We start from the raw sequence: 18,100 nt of genomic DNA on the forward strand, positions 1-18,100 counted from the left end.
AGCCACCCTTAAGCCATCGCAACCCTTCAATATTTACTAGACCTTCCGACTTAAAGACTCTAAAATTCTTTGTGGCTTAGCTGGCAAATCATGAATCCAAATGCCGCACGCATCATGTATCGCAGCAATAATGGCAGGTGCCTGGGGAAAATGAGCTGCCTCACCCATACCGATAGCACCAAACGGCCCTGGACCCTGAGGAATTTCAACAACATAGGTGCTTATATCCAAAGGAACATCGGTAGAGCGGGGCAACCGATAATCCTTGTAACTCTTGGTCTTTCCAGGTATATATTCCTCCATTAGAGCATAGCCCACACCCATGGCAACCCCGCCTTCCATTTGACCTTCCATCGCCAGCCTATTAATAGCACGTCCACACTGGAAAGCCACTGCAGAGTTAAGCACCTTGACTTCGCCAGTTTCGGTGTTAACTTCTACTTCCACAACAGCAGCTCCGTAAGTGAATACTACATATAACGTACCCTGACCGGTATCCTGGTCTAACAGGTCAAGCGGAACTATAAATTCCCCGAATCCGGTCAATTCGTAACCGCGTTGGCGCAGTTCGCCGAAGCTCAAGGCTTTCTCTGGATGTATTTTAACAAACACTAACCCGTTTTTAGTCTGGAGTTCTGTTGCTTCCGCCTTTAACTCTACTGCAGCCGCGGCAAAGAGGTTATTCTTAAGTTCTTTGCAAGCTAATAGAGTCGCGTTTCCGGTATAAAACGTATGCTTACTGGCACAAGTAAGGTCTGAGTCAGGTGTAAGCAGTGAATCAGCAGCAATTACTTGTATTTTATTTAGAGTGAGGTCCAATTCCTCCCCAGCAATCAGGGCCATAACAGTCGTTGATCCTTGACCAATCTCCGCAGCTCCTTCTTTGAGTATTAATGTCCCCTGCTTAGTGATCTCTACATTACATCGAGATAAATTAAGTAATCCCGTCTTGCCAATCCCATACCAAGTAGTGGCAAATCCCTTACCCCGTTTAATATGAGGAGGGAGGTTAGCAGTTTTATCCGGGTCAGTGGCTTTATCGACTTTTTTAGCCCAATGGTTTTCAATGGTTTCTATAACTTCCAGATAACCCGGGGGGTCTTTAATGAGTTGTCCAGTTGCGGTTATCGTACCTTGTTTAAAACCATTAAGCTTGGCAAAATCCAGAACGTTCATACCTAACCTCTGGCAAATCCGGTTAATTTGCGTTTCTACTGCAAAACACATTTGAGAGACCCCAAACCCCCGCATCGAAGAAGTAGGAGTATTATTGGTTAATACCATCTTGCCAAGCACCTTGATATTTGGAATTTCATACGGCCCATAAGAGTGGACTATGGCCCGCATTAAGACTCCCGGGCTTGCTAAAGCATAGGCCCCTGCATCGCCCACGATTTCACCGTAATGGGCAACAATCTTTCCATCTTTACGTACACCAGTTTTGAGTTTAATCGTAAAGGGATGTCTTTTTGGAATACCAATAAAATTTTCCTCAGCCGTAAACTGAAGCTTCACTGGTAACTTGGCCTTGTACACGGCTAAACCCAAAAGTACTTGCACAAATGGATCTATTCTCCCGCCAAAGCCGCCACCAGTACCATCTTCAACCACACGGACTTCATCGGTACCCAAACCCAAAACCCGTGCCACCTCATCCCTATGGTAGTGGGGAGCCTGACCACAGGCATAAATTACGACACGTCCTTCTTCGTCGAAGTAGGCCAAACCAGAATCGGGTTCAAGGTAACCATGAATATTTGCAGGAGTCGTAAACGTATTTTCTTCGATGATATCAGCTTCTTTAAAACCTTCCTCAATATCACCTTGAACCAAGTTTTGGTACATGAGCATGTTACCAGGATAATCCTGTTCCTGCACTTCAGGTGCTCCCACTTCAAGCGCTGCAAAGGGGTCGGTTACTACTGGCAGTACCTCGTAATCTACTTTGATTTTTGCAAGGGCCTTTTCTGCAATTGCTACAGTACGGGCAACTACAATCGCCACAGGTTCACCGTAATACCTGACCTTTTCGTCGGCAACCACCCTTAAGTCATGGAAAATATATTTGACCCGATTAGGACCTTTCAAGTCCTTAGCTGTAGCTATGGCAACTACCCCGTGCATAGCTTCCGCTTCACTGGTGTCAATGTTTTTTACTAAGGCATGAAAATGTGGGCTACGTAGAACTTTAGCATGACACATGTCCTCTAAATAAATGTCTTGGGAAAATCTCAAGTTGCCGGTGACTTTTTCCCAGGAGTTTAACTGCGGAATGCTGCCTCCTAAGCGGTATTCACTGACATCTCGATCTCTAATGATAGTTGGTTCCCTCCGCAAATCAGCAGCGAGCATTACTCCATCAATTATCTTCTTATAACCAGTACAACGACAGAGGGTACGTTTTATGGATTGACGTACTTCTTCTCGTGATGGATTAGGGTTCTTGTCTAAGATTGATTTAGCAGTAAGAATCATCCCTGGCGTGCAAAAACCACATTGAGCCGCTCCTACCTCGACAAAGGCACGTTGAATGGCATCAGGATTGTCTCTGGTACCAACTCCTTCAATAGTAACAACCGTTTTCCCTGCCACTCGCTCAATAGGTAACTTGCACGAATTTACAGGATTGCCATCAATTAAAACGGTACAACTTCCACATACCCCTTCTTTACACCCTTCTTTAGTTCCTGTTAACCTTAGATCATCTCTCAACACATTAAGCAAAGTCTTACTATGGTCTACCAAAAGTTTAATTGGTCGACCATTAATCCTGAATTGAATCTCATGAATTCCCATTTTTATCCCCCTTTTTCGCTTAGTCCTTAACACATATCGGAAAATCCTCTAACTTCTAATGCTTTCTTTCAAGTCATCAAACATTAGCAGTAAAATTAACATTAGAAATTTCCTCAAGAATCTTATTTTTTGTCTCTATTCCCCATAGTGCCATTACCACTCCACCAAGTGCAAAAGCCGCAGCCACAACTCCCAATGTATATGTTAGTCCAATTATAGGATATAAAAATCCAACAATAGTGGGAGCTAGAATACCTCCAACTCGCCCCCACGCATTCGCCGTTCCAGTACCAGTTCCCCGAATTTCAGTTGGATAATTCTCTGGGGTGTACGCAAAAATAACTGGGAAGGCGCCTGCCATGCAAAAAATTACTGCCATTCCACAGCTTAAGAGGGCCGCAACTCCCCCAATATGGTTAGCCAAAACCCAACCGTACAAAAGGGTAACAATTCCGCCAAGTACCAGGTATACTGTCAGAGGTGTCTTTCGCCCAATTTTATCCATTAGAATGGATGATACAATCCCACTAGGAACCCACACAAGATTCATAATAAATACGAAACCGATCGATGCGTACAGAGAGTATCCTGCTTGTTTAATCAAAGTAGGCATCCATGAAGTTACACCCCAAAAACCGAACATTGAAAAAAACCATAATGCCCACAAAACAACCGAGCGTTTAAGAAATACTGGCTTCATTAAAGCTGCATGCTTGTAACCTGTAAGTAATGTAATAGGAGCTACTATCTGCGGCTCAGACAATGGACCCTTTTCACCCTCGACTATTTTTTCAATCATTATTAGCTGCTGTTCAGCTTTATCAATTTGACCCTTAATCATATACCACCTCGGTGACTCTGGAATTCCTAATCTAAAGAACCAAACCAATATTGCGGGAAGCACACCAAAAGCAAATGTCATGCGCCATCCGAATACCGGCAGAACAAAGAAAGCCGTAGTTGCAGCAAGTAAAGTACCAAATCCCCACATTGCCTCAGTCATACCATTTACTCTACCCCTATATTCATTAGGAACCATTTCGCTCAAAAAGGTAAATACGACAGGTTGTTCTCCACCAAGTCCCAAACCTGTAATGAAGCGTAAAACAAGAAGTATTGTGTAATTGGGTGCAAACGCTGTTAAACCAGTGGCTATTGCAAAGGTCAAAAGAGTATACTGGAATATCTTCAACCTGCCAAATTTATCCGCTAAGGTTCCAGCAATTAGCGCCCCTATCAACATACCGAACAATCCAATGCTAAACGTAAATCCTATTTGTACAGGGGTCAAATGTAGTTCTTTAGACATTAATGGCATGATGAAACCCAACAATGCCACATCATAAGCATCAAAAAGATAACCCATTGCTGCAAGTGAAAATACTTTCTTATGGATTTTCGAAAAGGGTAACCTTTCCATACGACCAGTTAGTTTTTCCAATGTCAATGTAGACATTAAAAACAACTCCTTTTATTAAATCTTTTTAAAATTAACCATTAATTAGATTTTCAATTTAAAATAAAAACAATTTTTTAAATTTTCAATAAATTTACGAACTAAGCCTCCCTTCTTTCGTACTTTAGAAATTAGAAAAGGCCTCAACTAATTTCCTCGTACCCTAAGTCCAAGGCCTTTAAATTGACGACTAAGATCTTAGCAGGTAATGAATTCTCCAAAACCTTAGCAAGACTTTTTTTGGCAACGACTGGACAAAGTTTCAGAACACTGCCTAAAAACAAAGAATTAATCGCCTTTTCATTTCCTAAATCCATTATTTTAGCACTAAATGGATACCCAATATCGTGTAACCGATTATTATTTTTTACGGTATCTTGATCATAAAGAATAATACATTCATCCGATACAATACCCCTATAGCGATCATATCCTTGTTGGCTCAAAGCGAGCACTAAGTCCGGCCGATCACACTTAGGGAAATAGATGTCTTCATCACTGATTATCACCTCAGACTGAGAGTACCCTCCCCGTGATTGAATTCCATAGGTTTGAGTTTGCACGGCATTTTTTCCTTCTAGAACCGCGGCTTTGGCTAAGGTTACCCCACCTAAAACTAACCCTTGGCCTCCTGTACCCGCTAAAACGATTTGCCATGTTTTCTCTGCCATCTACTCTTTCCTCCCTGCTGTTTCGCTACCACTATTAATCCGACGATACGTGGTATAAAAGTCAGGCCTTTCTCTCTTGATCAAGGTACCAATGGCAAAATACTTTTCTTGTTCTTGAACTGACATTTCTCGGTATTTTTGGATGGGAATCGCTTTGTCTTTTAACAAATTGAACATGCTCAAAGTACTGGGTTGACCATTGAATCGGCCAAAATAAGTAGTACAGGGACTGATAACTTCGACTAAACTGAATCCTTTGTGGGTTATTGCCTCTTTTATAAGGTTTTTGAGTGCACCAACGTGATAAGTTGTTGTCCTTGCTATAAAATTCGCTCCAGCAGCTTCGGCGAGCAAACAGACATCAAACCCCGGTTCAGCTGTCCCTTTTCGTGAAGTAGTGGTTTTGCTATCTAAAGGGGTGGTAGCTGAATACTGTCCTCCTGTCATTCCATAGTTGTAGTTGTTTGCAACTATGGCAGTAAGGTCGATATTGCGACGAGCAGCATGAATAAAGTGGTTTCCGCCTATTGTGACGGCATCTCCGTCTCCCATTAAGGTGACAACCGTTAAATCAGGATTTCCTAATTTTATACCAGTGGCAAAGGCTAATGCACGGCCGTGGGTTCCGTGAAAGGCCTGAGTGGATAAATAGTCATCTGCTTTTCCCCAACAACCAATTCCGGTCACAGAGACAACATCCTTTGGGGCAAGGTCTAGTTCTGCTAAAGCTTCGGTATAAGCGCGTAATATGATGCCATCTCCACAGCCTGGACACCACATGTGAGGTAACTTGCCATTTTCTAAATACTCTTGGTAAAGTCGCGCTGACATTTGTATAACGCCTCCTCAATTTTCTCAGCGATCTGTGTAGGGGTAATAATTTCACCGTCGATCCGAGAAAGTGAATAAACGGGGGTATTAAACGAATTAAGGCGCTCTACTTCCTGAACCGCTTGTCCCAAGTTAAGTTCAGGTACGATAACTGCCTTGGCTTTCTTTAGTACTTCCCTAACTTCATCATCAGCAAAAGGCCATTGAGTGATCAGCCTTAAAAGGTTTACAGAGAGCCCCTTTTTTTGGGCATCTATCACAGCCTGTTTGGCAGAACGTGATACGACTCCTAAAGCAATAATGCTAACCTCTGCATCAATAGGGCCAAACCATTCCACCTGGACGATATCAGCCTTATTGTTTTCTATTTTTCGATGTAAGCGCCGTACTAAGTTATCTGCTGTTTGAGGAGCATTATGGGAATAACCCGATTCATCATGACAAGAACTGCTAATATGCACAATATACTCTGTTCCATAAGGGGGAATAGCAGGGATATCATCTTGTTCTGTTTTATATGGTTTAAATCCCTCAACGGGTTCACTCGGCATTTTACGATTTATAATTTCTAACTTATCTAGTTCTGGAATAGTTAAGCTCTCTCGCATATGACCGATAACTTCATCACCCAGTAAGATTACCGGAATCCGATACTTTTCTGCTAAATTAAATGCACGGATGGTTAGGTCATAACATTCTTGGACTGAATCCGGGCACAAAACGATGATTGGGTGGTCACCATGCGTGCCCCAACGTGCCTGCATCACATCTCCCTGAGCCGGGCGCGTGGCAAGAGCTGTACTAGGTCCATTTCGCTGGATATTAATAAGTACTATAGGAACCTCGGCATAGATGGCCATCCCTAAATTCTCTTGCATAAGCGAAAATCCGGGGCCACTTGTCGCGGTATAGGATTTCTTACCAGCAGCAGAAGCACCAATGATTGTTGCAATACTCCCAATTTCATCCTCCATTTGAAGGAAAACACCATCAAACTGCGGTAATAATTCAGCTGAAAGTTCTGCTATTTCAGAGGAAGGTGTAATTGGATAACCCCCGTAAAACCTTGCCCCTGCATCCAGAGCCCCATAAACGCAAGCTTCATTTCCTTGCATGAATTGTACTCCAAGTGGTCTGATCACGTTAACACCTCCAAGGTTATCGCGAAATCAGGGCAGCGCAGATCGCACAGGCGGCAGTTGGTACACTTTTCTGGGCTAGTTACAAGCGGTGTCCCGTCTTTTGCTAAAGTGTAGACTTTTTGCGGACAAAATGCTTGACAAAGTCCACATTTTTTGCATCGAATTGGATCTATAAGAATTACCACATTTATAACTTGTGACATTTTTCCCTACCCTCCCCTAAAATTTGTCGAAAAATAATAATCGTTGCTAAATAACCATCCTGGCCTACAAAAATCGCGCTATCACTAAATAAACTAATTTATAGCCAAATCATTAGCCTTCCAGTTCTCCTTTAAACCACTTTAGAGGCTGAACTTTATAAGAATAAGTCAGCTTCTTATTCCTTTTGCGATCTAGTAATTCCATATTAAAGTATTCGTTAAATCTTAGTTCCTCAAGTGTTGCTAGCGTTCCGGAAAATAGCACGGTTCCTTGAAGCTCTCCTGCAATTAAAGACTCCGCCCGCTCCCTCAAATCCTCTGGTCTCATCAATTGGGCTAAGGTGCCTTCCTGATATAGAATTTCTTTAGCTGAACCTAGCCAGCTTCTCATCTCTAGCTCATCCCAATGATCAATAACATCGTCATAACTCCAAACATCTGGGCACATAATATTTGGATAAACCTGTTTAGATTTAAGAATACTCGACTTCTCTAAATCACGGTCGGTATGATCACTACCCACCCCAACAAATAGTCCTTCTGCTGTATAGAGCAGTACAAATTCTACTTCTCCAGAGTTTCCTGTTCCAACTACTTCTAACTCTTGGTTTGTTGTCAACTTATTTGGAAGAAGAGGGTAAAAAACGGGTGTTTCCTTAGGTGCGGGAACGCCTAATTCCGCAAGCTCTTGAATGTGTTTTTTAACTTGTTCTTGATTCCGACCAATGAAACCACCATTAAGGATTCGTTTAGTCATAAACTCTAATTTTTGCTCTGGATCCCCATTAATAAAGAAAGTAAAATTAGTCATAAACGCCCCTCCTTTTTTTGAACGCATTATTCAGTTGCTTTGTGAGCGATATAAGGAATGTGATAAATATTAATGTTTTCGAAAATAATAATCGTTTGGTTTTAATCAAAGATTACCCTATCCTTCACCGGAGGAAAAATCTCCCGAACCCGCTTAACCTCGGAAGCTTCAATCTCTGCAGTGATGATAACCTCCTCATCGCCTGCGCCTGCAATGATAACACCCCAAGGATCCACGATAGCACTGTGACCCATATATTGTTTGCCTTTATTTATACCTGCACAGTTAGCGGAGATTAAATAACACTCATTTTCTAACGCTCTAACCTGATTGAGTGTCCGCCAATGATCCAGACGAGGATAGGGCCACGCTGAAGCAATTAGATAAAAATCCACACCTTGATCCAGCATTTTCCGGAACAATTCTGGAAACCTAAGATCGTAGCAGGTAGCCAAACCAAAAGTTCCATATTCGGTCCCTACCGTTACTACTTGGGAACCTGGAGTAAGAACACGGGCCTCTTCAGAGCCATACCCGAAAAGATGGATCTTCCGATAAGTAGCAATTATTTCTCCTAGGGGATTTAAGAGAACACTAGTATTAAACAGTTTACCTTGATCCTTTTCGACAAAACTCCCAGTCATAATATAGGCTTGCAATTCTCTTGCTTTAGCTGCAATTAGTGTTACGGTTTCCCCATTTAAACTTTCACTTTCTGCTTCATAACTATCAAAATTGAAATACCCTGTCTTCCAGATTTCCGGCATAATAATTAACTGGGAGCCACGACAGGCATCTATTTTTTCCAACATACGATTTAATCGCTGTTCTTTATTTTCATCATCCTTGATTAGAAATTGTATAGAAGATACTTTCAAGGTGATACCCCCTAAATCATTCATCGTATGAGAATACTTTCTATAATTACTTAATCAGTTAGTTTAACAATTAACGGAAATTACCTAAATAGCTATGTCCAAGTCCATCCAAAGTAATTGCATCTCTGGGACAAAGTGAGGGACATAAGCCGCACCCATCACATTTAGTGCGATCAATCTGCGCCTTTTTGTCCTCCATGGTGATTGCACCATAGAAACACCAGTTTACACAGAGTTTACAACCGTTACACTTATCCGGATTTACTTCTGAAAGGAATCGACTCTCTCGATCCACTAAATCCCACGTTTTTAGCTGATTCAAGGTAATTCCCCGCATCTCCGCAATGCTGTTGTACCCCTTAGCTCCCATGAAATCTTCTAACCCTTTAATAAAGTCCTGGATAACGCCGAACTGTTTGCTGCCATACATAATCGCCGTGCAAGTCTGAACGGTCGATGCCCCCACCATAATTGATTTAACAACATCTTCCCACGTCCAAATTCCATTGGTAGCGGAGATTGGAATGTCCAGAGACTTCGCAACCTTCGCAACCCACTTCAACATAATCGGGCGCATCCAAGGACCACCTACTCCCGCGAACGTAGAATGTAAGAGTGGCCGACCCGTTTCAATGTTAATGTCCAGAGCTGGGAACCTATTATGGACGGTAACACCGCTAGCCCCTTCTGCGGCAACCCTTTTCGCGACATAAACTGGATCCACAGCCTCTGCTGTCAGTTTAATAATTACCGGAATTTTGACCGCCTCGACAACGATCTTAGTAACTTGAGCTGCCGCCTCTGGATCACTGCCTAATTCTTGTCCACTCTTATAACCTAAATCTCGCGGGTGTGGACAGCCAAAGTTACACTCAATCATATCCGCTCCGGATTCTTCCACCATCTTGGCAAGTTTGCCCCAATTCTCTAAAGTATCGCCGGAAATACTGCCTATAAAAACGGTATTATTCTCTGCACAATATTTTTTTGTCTCTACCATCTCTGGCATCCATTCTTCAGGAGTATACGTCGCTAAGAACTCAGCGGAATAATTTGAAAATGCGTGTGGCCAACCTTTCTTGTGCAAGACTGTAAACCTAGGTGAAACGTAACGATGCAAAGCTTTTTCATAAGTCACTGTTTTAGAAATAAGCCCCCCAGCTCCAGCATCGACACATTTCTTCATGTAATTGGCATCCTTGGTGGGAGTTGCCGAAGCAACAATAATTGGATTCTTAAACTTCTTACCCCATACCTCTACGCTCAAATCAGGTTTCATGTTGATCAATCCTCTCTTTTCGTTATCAATTGTGGATGGTACAATATCATGAATTGCAAATATCGTACCAACTACTTAGGAACTTAATTAGCTTGATAATCAGCATATTTTGCCTTATCTCGCAATTATCATTATCATTTTTGATAAAAATGGTTCTTTTTTCTTATTATTAGGAATAGTCAAATATCCCTGCTCTATGTAAAAAAAAAACTGTTTGCAATAATTGCTAACAGTTACAGGTTTCTTGATAACGTTTCATTCTTTAAGTTACTTCACGTAAGTGCGAATCTCTAAGGTCATGCAGCCACTAGGTATATTATACGGACCATGAGTCATCTGAGGAGGACGGCACGCATACATACCTTCAATATATGTCTCTTTCTTTTTAAGATCTGTTAAACTACCTTTCAAAATGTAAACTTCTTCCCAAAAATCATGAATCAGGGTTTCATTTGTTGTGATCCCTGGAGGAAATTTTAAAAGTCTTGTATAGGAGCCAGTCTCAGGATCAAGGCTTAATATTTTCTCAATAATCCCATCCAACGCTCCCTCGACCTGACGCCAACCAATATTAAGATCATGATCAAAAAATTCTAACTCTGGTTTACCCATTTTTTATCATCCTCCCCAATTTATTCAGCTTCGGTGCTGTTTAAATTGGTAGCATGCAAATATTATGCCATATGTCAAAATAGAAAAATTTACTAAACTATTAATATTCCTAATTGATAATTCTTATTTCAGTAACTAATTTCCTTTAATTTCCGGTATAAAGTCGAAATACTTATTCCTAGATACTTTGCAGCCATTTCTTTCCCGATGGTTGTATTATCAAAACGTTCTAGAGCCTCTTTTATTATTTCTTTTTCTAAGTTCTTCAGTTTTATCTTAGTTTGTTTATCAGACTCTTTGGTAATTATTTGTTTCGTCATTACATCTTCCACTTCGTTCTTCACATTTGCCATGGCAAGAATTTTCTGCGGAAGATGTTCTAACATAATTTCCTGACCGATTTCGCTCATATTAATTGCATATTCAATAGTGTTTTGGAGTTCTCGTACATTACCAGGCCAACTGTAATTTAATAAAGTTGCCATTGTCGCAGTATCAAGTTGTTGTATTGGACGGTCCATTATTGAACCATATTTTTCTAAAAAATAACTTATAAATAGCGGAATATCTTGTTTTCGTTCTTTCAAAGAAGGAATGAAAATCGGGATGACGCTGAGTCGATAATACAGATCACCACGAAACTCGCTTCTTTCTACCATCTCTTCTAGATTTCGATTAGTTGCCGCAATAATCCGTACATTTGTCGTTATGGACTCAATCCCTCCGACACGTTCGATCGAATGATTTTCTAAAACCCGTAAGAGCTTGCTTTGTACGTGCAAGGGCATATCCCCAAGCTCGTCTAAAAATAAGGTTCCACCATCAGCCAACTCGAATTTTCCTGGCTTTCCTCCCCGCTTTGCCCCGGTAAATGCCCCTTCTTCATACCCGAATAGTTCACTTTCTATTAATGTTTCTGGGATGGCACTACAGTTTATGGCAATGAACGGTTCCTTACGGCGATAACTTGCTCCGTGAACAGCATGGGCAAATAGTTCTTTCCCAGTTCCACTTTCTCCTCTTATTAAAATTGTTGAATCAGTTAAGGCAGCCTTTTGCAGTTTATTCTTAACACGAACAATTTCCTCACTCTGTCCAACTATGTCTTTAAACTCGTATTTACTATAAGTACCCACGAGTTTAGCTGCATACGAATGCACCTCTTTAAGGCTTCGCATCGAAATTGTTGCGCCTTTTATCTCCAGTCCCTCTTCAGCAAGTATAGGCATGACAGTGGCCAAAAAAGACTTTTTCTTGTGCTTAGTATCTTTCTGATAAGTAATTTCGATTTCAATTTTATTTCTTTTTGCGAGCTCATCTAAGGTTAAAGAAAAGTCATGGAATACTTTGGTGATGTGTCTGTTTAGAATTTCTTCAGGAGTAATACCTAAAAGTTCAAGGGCAGACCGATTCAAGTGGATTATTTTACTCATTTCGTCAGTCACAATAATTCCTTCATGAACGGTATTGACCACGTTATCGTAACGCTTAAGTATTGTGTTTAGTTGATCTTGAACTCGTCGTTCATTAATCACACTGCCAATCATTTGACACGCTTTGTCTAAAAACTTCATCATACCCTCTTCGTCGGTTAATAGACGTTTTTTCTGTTTTTCATCGGTTGCCACTAGACAAAAGCTACCTAAAACGTCACTCTCGATCTTTATCGGATATGCTACTACGGCTAAATGAAGACAAGTGCCATATCGATAACAATGTCTACATTCTTCCGAGCGCCCGGAGTCCCGTGTAATAATTGGATGTCCAGATACCAAAATTGACCCAGTCAAGCTGTTCTCGTTATAAATGGTTCCAATTTCCGCTTTCGTAACACCTGAACCAGCCAAGATTGTTCTTTCTGGATCGAATACCATAACATCTATACTTAATGCTACAGCAATCGCTTCTACGACTTGTTGAACAAATTCTTTTACAGAGGCTAATTCTGGCGTCAATGATATCTCCTCCTTAAAGGTGAAAATATTATTTATTCACTATTATTCAAAGTTTGGCGATCCGGAATTCCTTGGTATACACATGACGTGTGCTATGGTCTTTACCTAAGACTTTAGGGAATACCACAATTATACATTAACTTGCTACTAAATCAACACTTATAGCCCATGATGCCTAATAATTTAAAACTATGTTTTAACTGCAAACTACATTTAACGATATGGAGGAGAGACAATCCCTTCTTCTTTCCCTTTCCATTCGTATCGGATATAAAAAAGGGATAACTCAAAATTACTTGAATTACCCCTTTGAAGATGATCATAATACCTTAGTTGAGATTAAACTTCACGACATTCGTATTAAGCTTGGGGAGGAGTAGCAGAAAGAACTATTTTAACTTTATCCGAAGTCACTGGTAAATCGAAAAATCTATACCCGATTGCGTTAGATATTGCATTTTAATTGCTGATGTTGTCGGTATTAAGGAGCATTTGCCTGCACCAGCGGCTCCGAAAGGTCCATGTTCATGTTTAACCTCTAAATGAATTGCTTTTATCTCCGGAACATCACTTAACTGCGGAATATGATAATTTTCGAAGTTTTCACTCTTATTTGTAATATATTTCTCCTTTAAAGCCATTCCTAGGCCCATCATCACCCCGCCTTCCAATTGTCCTTCAACACTTTGGGGATTGATAGCGATTCCCACGTCATGAGCTACGACAATCCGATCCACTTTTACCTCCCCGATTTCCACATTAACCTCTACTTCAGCCATTTGAGTTCCAAATGTATAGGTTTCATAACCGACACCTTGCCCATTTTTATCCAAGGGTGTTAACACTTGCTGAGTAATTTCCGTATGCGCGCGGTATCCCTCGTGCGTAAACTTCTGCCTAACCAGCAGAAGTTTTCTGATCAAGTGCCGAACTGACAAAACCATTTTCCATAACTAACTCGTCAGTTGGTAGATTTAATATTTCCGATGCGCATTGCAGCAAACCAGATTTCATTCTTTCTGCTGCCATTAATACTGCATTTCCTGTATTGTAGGTTTGTCTACTGGCACAGGTAAAGCCACCATCTGGAGAATCGAAAATGTCTTTAGAACTTACTTCAACCATCTGAAAGGGTAGATTCAAAGCTTTTGCAACAAGTTGTGCCATTACAGTATCTAAACCCTGTCCTATATCCGCGGCGGTAGTTACTAATCGGACTTTTCCCATCGGAAGCAATTCTAAGAAACTTCAGATTGATCCGCTAGGCCTGTCTTCCCTGGTCCAAACCACATTGAAGCCACCCCAACACCCTTTTTAACTATGTCGTTCTTCCCGTGTTTTGCTATTTCTTCGTTCGCCCGCTGATATTCTGTTTTTAGCGAAGGTAGAGTGTCAAGATATGCTAATTGATTCTCCAATTCTTGACCTGTAGCAGTATAATTATTTGCACAATAACCATTGATACGACGTATTTCTACAGGATCGATTCCCAGCATTTTCGCTGCGATATCCATTTGACTTTCAAATTGCATAAGCGATTTGCGGAACACCAAATCCCCTCATTGCTCCACTCGGAGGATTATTTGTATAAACTGCTTGGCCAAAAACTTTTACATGAGGAATCCGGTATGGGCCTGTTGAATGTACGACCGCACGAATAACTACTCCTGGTCCGAAGGATAAGTAAGCTCCGGTGTCAGCCAAAAACTTAACGTCGATAGCTGTAAGAAAACCCTCTTTCGATACCCCAAGGCGATGTTTTATATGGAAAGGATGTCTTTTCTTACGAAAATACCCTCGCTAGGCTTTGAGGCCATCTTCGGGTCTTACAACGCAAACGCGTTTTAGTCGTCTTTTTTTCCCTGCGCTTCATCATGACCTGGAGTCATCCCTGCCACGAACATAGGTGACCAGGTGTAGGGAATCGTGACATCTCTGTACCAACTTCCGCTATAATTTGTTCAGCGGTTCGTTTTCCAACTCCGAGTATGGAATCCAATAACTTCATGTCTTCCGTAAAAGGAGTTATACGTTTCTCGATTTCAGCGTCTAACTCGCTCATTAGTTCATTGATGTAATCGATATGAGCCAATTGTTTCTCTATCATGTACAATTGATGTGCTCCGAGTCGTCCCTCTAGCGCAAGTTTCAATTGTTCTTTTTTAACCTTTAGCTTCTTTTGAGCAAAATCCGCCAAAATTGAAGTGTCTTTCTCTCCCTTGATCATGGTTTCCAGCATGTTTCGCCCAGATACACCCGAAACATTTGAAGCCACAGAGGATAGCTTTATGTTACCTCCCTCTAATACCTTTTGGAGACGATTCACTTCCCGCGTTCTTTCTTCAATGATGCTTCGCCGATAGCGGACGATCTCTCTTAATTCTCTTTGCTCCCGGTTCGGGATAAAGCTCCCTTGTACCAGACCATGACGCAGTAAACGCGTAATCCACTCGGCATCTTTAACATCCGTTTTTCGTCCAGGCACTGCTTTTATGTGCTGAGCATTGACTACCATCGGCTGGAGGTCCTCTAGTTCTAAAAGGTTATAGATAGGTTTCCAGTAATCACCCGTACTCTCCATCGCGACATGGGAGCAGCGGTTGCTTTTGACCCAGTCCACCAGTTCGATTAGGTTCCGGGTCATTGTTGCAAATGTTCGAATCTCCTTTCCTTTGGGAGTGATGATGCAGGCTGTGATACTCTTTTTATGCACATCCAGACCGCAACAACGTTCATGCAAGACTTCCATACCATAACTTCTCCTTAGACTGGTTTTGTTTATGGCTGGTGCAACAACCAATACGGGTTATTCTGCCCTGCGTGCTTCCCGAAGGAGCAACAATCTGCGATGCACCAGGTCGATGTGCTCCGTCTGACTAACGGGCTCGCGGCACCAAGTCTCTTCTCTTCTCTTCTCAAAGCTTAAACCACAGTCCATTTCCAAAGCGTCGACTTCGGACTCACATTGTATTTCTTCTCCATAACATAATCAAGACTAGGTCCTGAACCAATACCCAGCCTGATCCGCCTTTTGATACATGATTTAAACACCTTCTAAAGAAACATTATTAATCTATGAATATTTCGAAATCAGGACAAATCAACAATACTAGCAACCCCTGCTGTCAAATTCCATCCTCGCTGATAGAAAGTACCAACTTTCTTGATTCAAGTTTATTTTTCCTTTTCTTTAAGCGCTCTTAAAATTTTTTCTGGCGTTATCGGCAATTCTTTAAAGCGCACACCAATCGCATTGTAAATTGCATTGGCAATTGCCGCTGGCACCGGATTCAATGCAGGTTCCCCTATTCCCTTAGCACCGAAAGGTCCATTAGGTTCTACTGGTTCTACCCACATACTCTGGACGCGTGGGACATCTTTAGACCCTGGAATTCGGTAATCTAAAAAGCCCGCATTTAAAATTTGCCCTTCCCTTGTTAACATATCTTCCATTAGAGTCCACCCGAGGCCCATACTTACACCGCCTTCAACCTGTCCCGCCAAAAGAGTCGGATTGATAACCCTGCCCACATCGTGAGCAGCCCAATAGTTAACGACATCTACATGCCCTGTCTCCGCATCTATTTCTACTTCGGCAATATGGGTTCCGAAAACGTAAGCAGGAGAGATATTTCCGTATTTTGTTTTGGGGTCAGGCGGCACTGTATCGGTTATATAATACCCATTACCAATAATTGAGGCGCCCCCGTGTTCAAAAACGTATGTCTTGGCAACTTCTGAAAAAGTCAACCGTTTCTCCGGTTGGTTTCTTAGATATATGATGCTTTCCCTAGCAACTAATTCGTCCGAACTGACCCCAAGCATCGCAGCTGCAGCTTGAAATAAATTTTTTTGCGCAGCTTTTGCCCCTGCTATGACGCCCATCCCTCCGACGGTAGTCCCCCTGGTAGCATAAGACCCTAGGCCAAACGGGGAAATCTGAGTATCAATCGAGGCCACCCTAAGATCAGCTAGTTTGGCTCCTAGTGCTTCTGCCGCAATTTGGGCAAAAGCTGTATCCTGGCCTTGCCCCATGTCGCACTCCCCATGGTACAAGATAATTTTGCCGTCTTCGCCAATCCTGACAAGTGAAGCTGAACCGTCGAAGGTTGGGAAAAATCCTCTGTTTCCTGAAACGTGGTTAGTACAAGCTAGACCTATCCCCCTATATTTTCCGGGTTTAACATCTTCATTGGCCCTATTCTTCATAGCCTCAACTGCTTTGTCAACTGTCTCAACTAACCCGCAAGTGCCAATTTTCCAACCATGAACGTTGACGTAATTGCTTGGGATGACGTTTAGTTTCCTGATTCCTTCTGGTGTAATTCCCAATTTTTCGGCGGCCATGTCCATTACCGACTCCAAGACAAAAATAGATTGAGAGTTACCGAAGCCACGGAAACAACCGGTCGGAATAGTGTTAGTGTAAACCGCAAAACCGTCTGCCTTGACATTTTCAAAATTATACAACGAGTCAATCCGAATACAAGCTGTAGACATAATCGCAGGGCCGTAAACTGTCCTGGCACCATTACCAGCGATAATCCGCATATGTTTTGCAGTTATCTTTCCATCCTTCTTGAACCCCATTTTGATCCAATATCGCATAGGTACTCTAGGGTTTCCAGCAATAAAGTCTTCATAACGGGTATTGACTATTTTAACCGGATGCTTGGTTTTTTCAGCAAGGATAGCACAAGCTAAGTGGAGGTTCGCTTCGAATTTAGCCCCAAAGGCTCCTCCGATAAAGGGTTTGATTACCCGAATATCTTCCGAAGATATTCCAAGAGCTTTAGCATAGATCAAGCGTGCTTTATTTGGAACTTGAATCGGTAGCCACATGGTCAACCCTTTTTCCTTTTCCGGTCGAACTATAACCGCCATCGCTTCCATGTAGGCTTGATAAACCTGACTTGTGGAAAAGGTCTCTTCAATAATTAAATCTGATTCGGCAAAGCCGGTGTCAATGTCTCCTTGTTCGATATGGGCTTCGGAAGCAATATTCTTCTGCCAATCCTCATTAATCAAGGGAGCACCAGAATTCATGGCCTCCTCAAGATCAAATACGGAGGGGAGTATTTCATAGGTAACATCAATTAAATCAAGGGCTGCTTCCGCAGTTTCTTCATCGATAGCTGCAACTGCCGCAACTTCTTCTCCAATAAAGCGCACTTTATCTTTGGCAAATATGTACCAATCCTCATTGCTAGCCATGGGGCCGAACTTTATTTGTGGGGTATCTGCAAAGGTAACGACTGCCTTGACCCCTTTAAGGGCTTGCGCTTTACTGGTATCGATCTTCACAATCCGAGCATGAGCATGGGGACTGCGTAGGATCTTACCATACAACATACCTGGTAGCTTAAGATCGGTAACAAACATTGCCCTACCCGTAGCCTTCTCCCATGCATCAACTGGGGTGACGGACTTCCCTATATAGCTAAATTCGTTATTTCCGGACAACTT

16 protein-coding genes and 1 pseudogene are annotated in these 18,100 nt (G+C 41.9%); all 17 read right to left on the reverse strand.

The window, feature by feature from the left end; genetic code table 11:
- Window positions 1–36 precede the first annotated feature (36 nt).
- The gene (locus DSOL_RS06755; RefSeq protein WP_075364115.1) at window positions 37–2,796 is read right to left on the reverse strand and encodes a molybdopterin-dependent oxidoreductase; all 2,760 of its coding nucleotides are present in this window, start codon (window positions 2,794–2,796) and stop codon (window positions 37–39) included.
- 76 nt (window positions 2,797–2,872) lie between these two features.
- Window positions 2,873–4,237: an MFS transporter gene (locus DSOL_RS06760; protein WP_170871458.1), complete on the reverse strand. Its 1,365-nt coding sequence runs from the start codon at window positions 4,235–4,237 to the stop codon at window positions 2,873–2,875.
- A 158-nt stretch (window positions 4,238–4,395) separates the two neighbouring features.
- Window positions 4,396–4,923 carry a 2-oxoacid:acceptor oxidoreductase family protein gene (locus tag DSOL_RS06765; protein ID WP_075364117.1) on the reverse strand — a complete coding sequence of 176 codons (528 nt, stop codon included), beginning with the start codon at window positions 4,921–4,923 and terminating at the stop codon, window positions 4,396–4,398.
- The gene (locus DSOL_RS06770; RefSeq protein WP_075364118.1) at window positions 4,924–5,754 is read right to left on the reverse strand and encodes a thiamine pyrophosphate-dependent enzyme; all 831 of its coding nucleotides are present in this window, start codon (window positions 5,752–5,754) and stop codon (window positions 4,924–4,926) included.
- Window positions 5,724–6,896 (reverse strand): 2-oxoacid:acceptor oxidoreductase subunit alpha, encoded by a 1,173-nt coding sequence (locus DSOL_RS06775; protein WP_235838722.1) that lies wholly within the window; start codon window positions 6,894–6,896, stop codon window positions 5,724–5,726. The genes DSOL_RS06770 and DSOL_RS06775 overlap by 31 nt, the downstream gene beginning before the upstream one ends.
- Window positions 6,893–7,099 carry a 4Fe-4S dicluster domain-containing protein gene (locus DSOL_RS06780; RefSeq protein WP_075364119.1) on the reverse strand — a complete coding sequence of 69 codons (207 nt, stop codon included), beginning with the start codon at window positions 7,097–7,099 and terminating at the stop codon, window positions 6,893–6,895. Before DSOL_RS06780 ends, DSOL_RS06775 begins: the two co-directional genes overlap by 4 nt.
- Before the next feature lie 112 nt (window positions 7,100–7,211).
- Window positions 7,212–7,910: a DUF2848 family protein gene (locus tag DSOL_RS06785; protein ID WP_075364120.1), complete on the reverse strand. Its 699-nt coding sequence runs from the start codon at window positions 7,908–7,910 to the stop codon at window positions 7,212–7,214.
- A 101-nt stretch (window positions 7,911–8,011) separates the two neighbouring features.
- Window positions 8,012–8,788, reverse strand: coding sequence for a carbon-nitrogen family hydrolase (locus DSOL_RS06790; protein WP_075364121.1), 777 nt, complete (start codon window positions 8,786–8,788; stop codon window positions 8,012–8,014).
- Between the two features lie 70 nt (window positions 8,789–8,858).
- Window positions 8,859–10,067, reverse strand: coding sequence for a tRNA-dihydrouridine synthase (locus DSOL_RS06795; RefSeq protein WP_075364122.1), 1,209 nt, complete (start codon window positions 10,065–10,067; stop codon window positions 8,859–8,861).
- Window positions 10,068–10,334: 267 nt separating this feature from the next.
- The gene (locus tag DSOL_RS06800; protein ID WP_075364123.1) at window positions 10,335–10,679 is read right to left on the reverse strand and encodes a cupin domain-containing protein; all 345 of its coding nucleotides are present in this window, start codon (window positions 10,677–10,679) and stop codon (window positions 10,335–10,337) included.
- Window positions 10,680–10,807: 128 nt separating this feature from the next.
- Window positions 10,808–12,634, reverse strand: a complete 1,827-nt coding sequence (locus DSOL_RS06805; RefSeq protein ID WP_083642354.1) for a sigma 54-interacting transcriptional regulator — start codon at window positions 12,632–12,634, stop codon at window positions 10,808–10,810.
- 410 nt (window positions 12,635–13,044) lie between these two features.
- The gene (locus DSOL_RS29450) at window positions 13,045–13,557 is read right to left on the reverse strand and encodes a molybdopterin cofactor-binding domain-containing protein (RefSeq protein ID WP_075364125.1); all 513 of its coding nucleotides are present in this window, start codon (window positions 13,555–13,557) and stop codon (window positions 13,045–13,047) included.
- Window positions 13,532–13,861, reverse strand: coding sequence for a molybdopterin cofactor-binding domain-containing protein (locus DSOL_RS29455; RefSeq protein ID WP_139314399.1), 330 nt, complete (start codon window positions 13,859–13,861; stop codon window positions 13,532–13,534). The genes DSOL_RS29450 and DSOL_RS29455 overlap by 26 nt, the downstream gene beginning before the upstream one ends.
- Window positions 13,862–13,872: 11 nt before the next feature.
- Window positions 13,873–14,184 (reverse strand): molybdopterin-dependent oxidoreductase, encoded by a 312-nt coding sequence (locus DSOL_RS06820; protein WP_139314400.1) that lies wholly within the window; start codon window positions 14,182–14,184, stop codon window positions 13,873–13,875.
- On the reverse strand, window positions 14,156–14,398 hold the full coding sequence (locus tag DSOL_RS29960) for a molybdopterin cofactor-binding domain-containing protein (RefSeq protein ID WP_083642356.1): 243 nt from the start codon (window positions 14,396–14,398) through the stop codon (window positions 14,156–14,158). The genes DSOL_RS06820 and DSOL_RS29960 overlap by 29 nt, the downstream gene beginning before the upstream one ends.
- Before the next feature lie 89 nt (window positions 14,399–14,487).
- Window positions 14,488–15,383 (reverse strand): annotated as a pseudogene (locus DSOL_RS06830) (IS110 family RNA-guided transposase); the annotation flags it as partial.
- A gap of 425 nt (window positions 15,384–15,808) precedes the next feature.
- Window positions 15,809–18,097: a xanthine dehydrogenase family protein molybdopterin-binding subunit gene (locus tag DSOL_RS06835; RefSeq protein WP_075364130.1), complete on the reverse strand. Its 2,289-nt coding sequence runs from the start codon at window positions 18,095–18,097 to the stop codon at window positions 15,809–15,811.
- Between the last annotated feature and the right edge of the window lie 3 nt (window positions 18,098–18,100).

This window comes from Desulfosporosinus metallidurans, from assembly GCF_001936615.1.
Classification (GTDB): Bacteria; Bacillota; Desulfitobacteriia; order Desulfitobacteriales; family Desulfitobacteriaceae; genus Desulfosporosinus; species Desulfosporosinus metallidurans.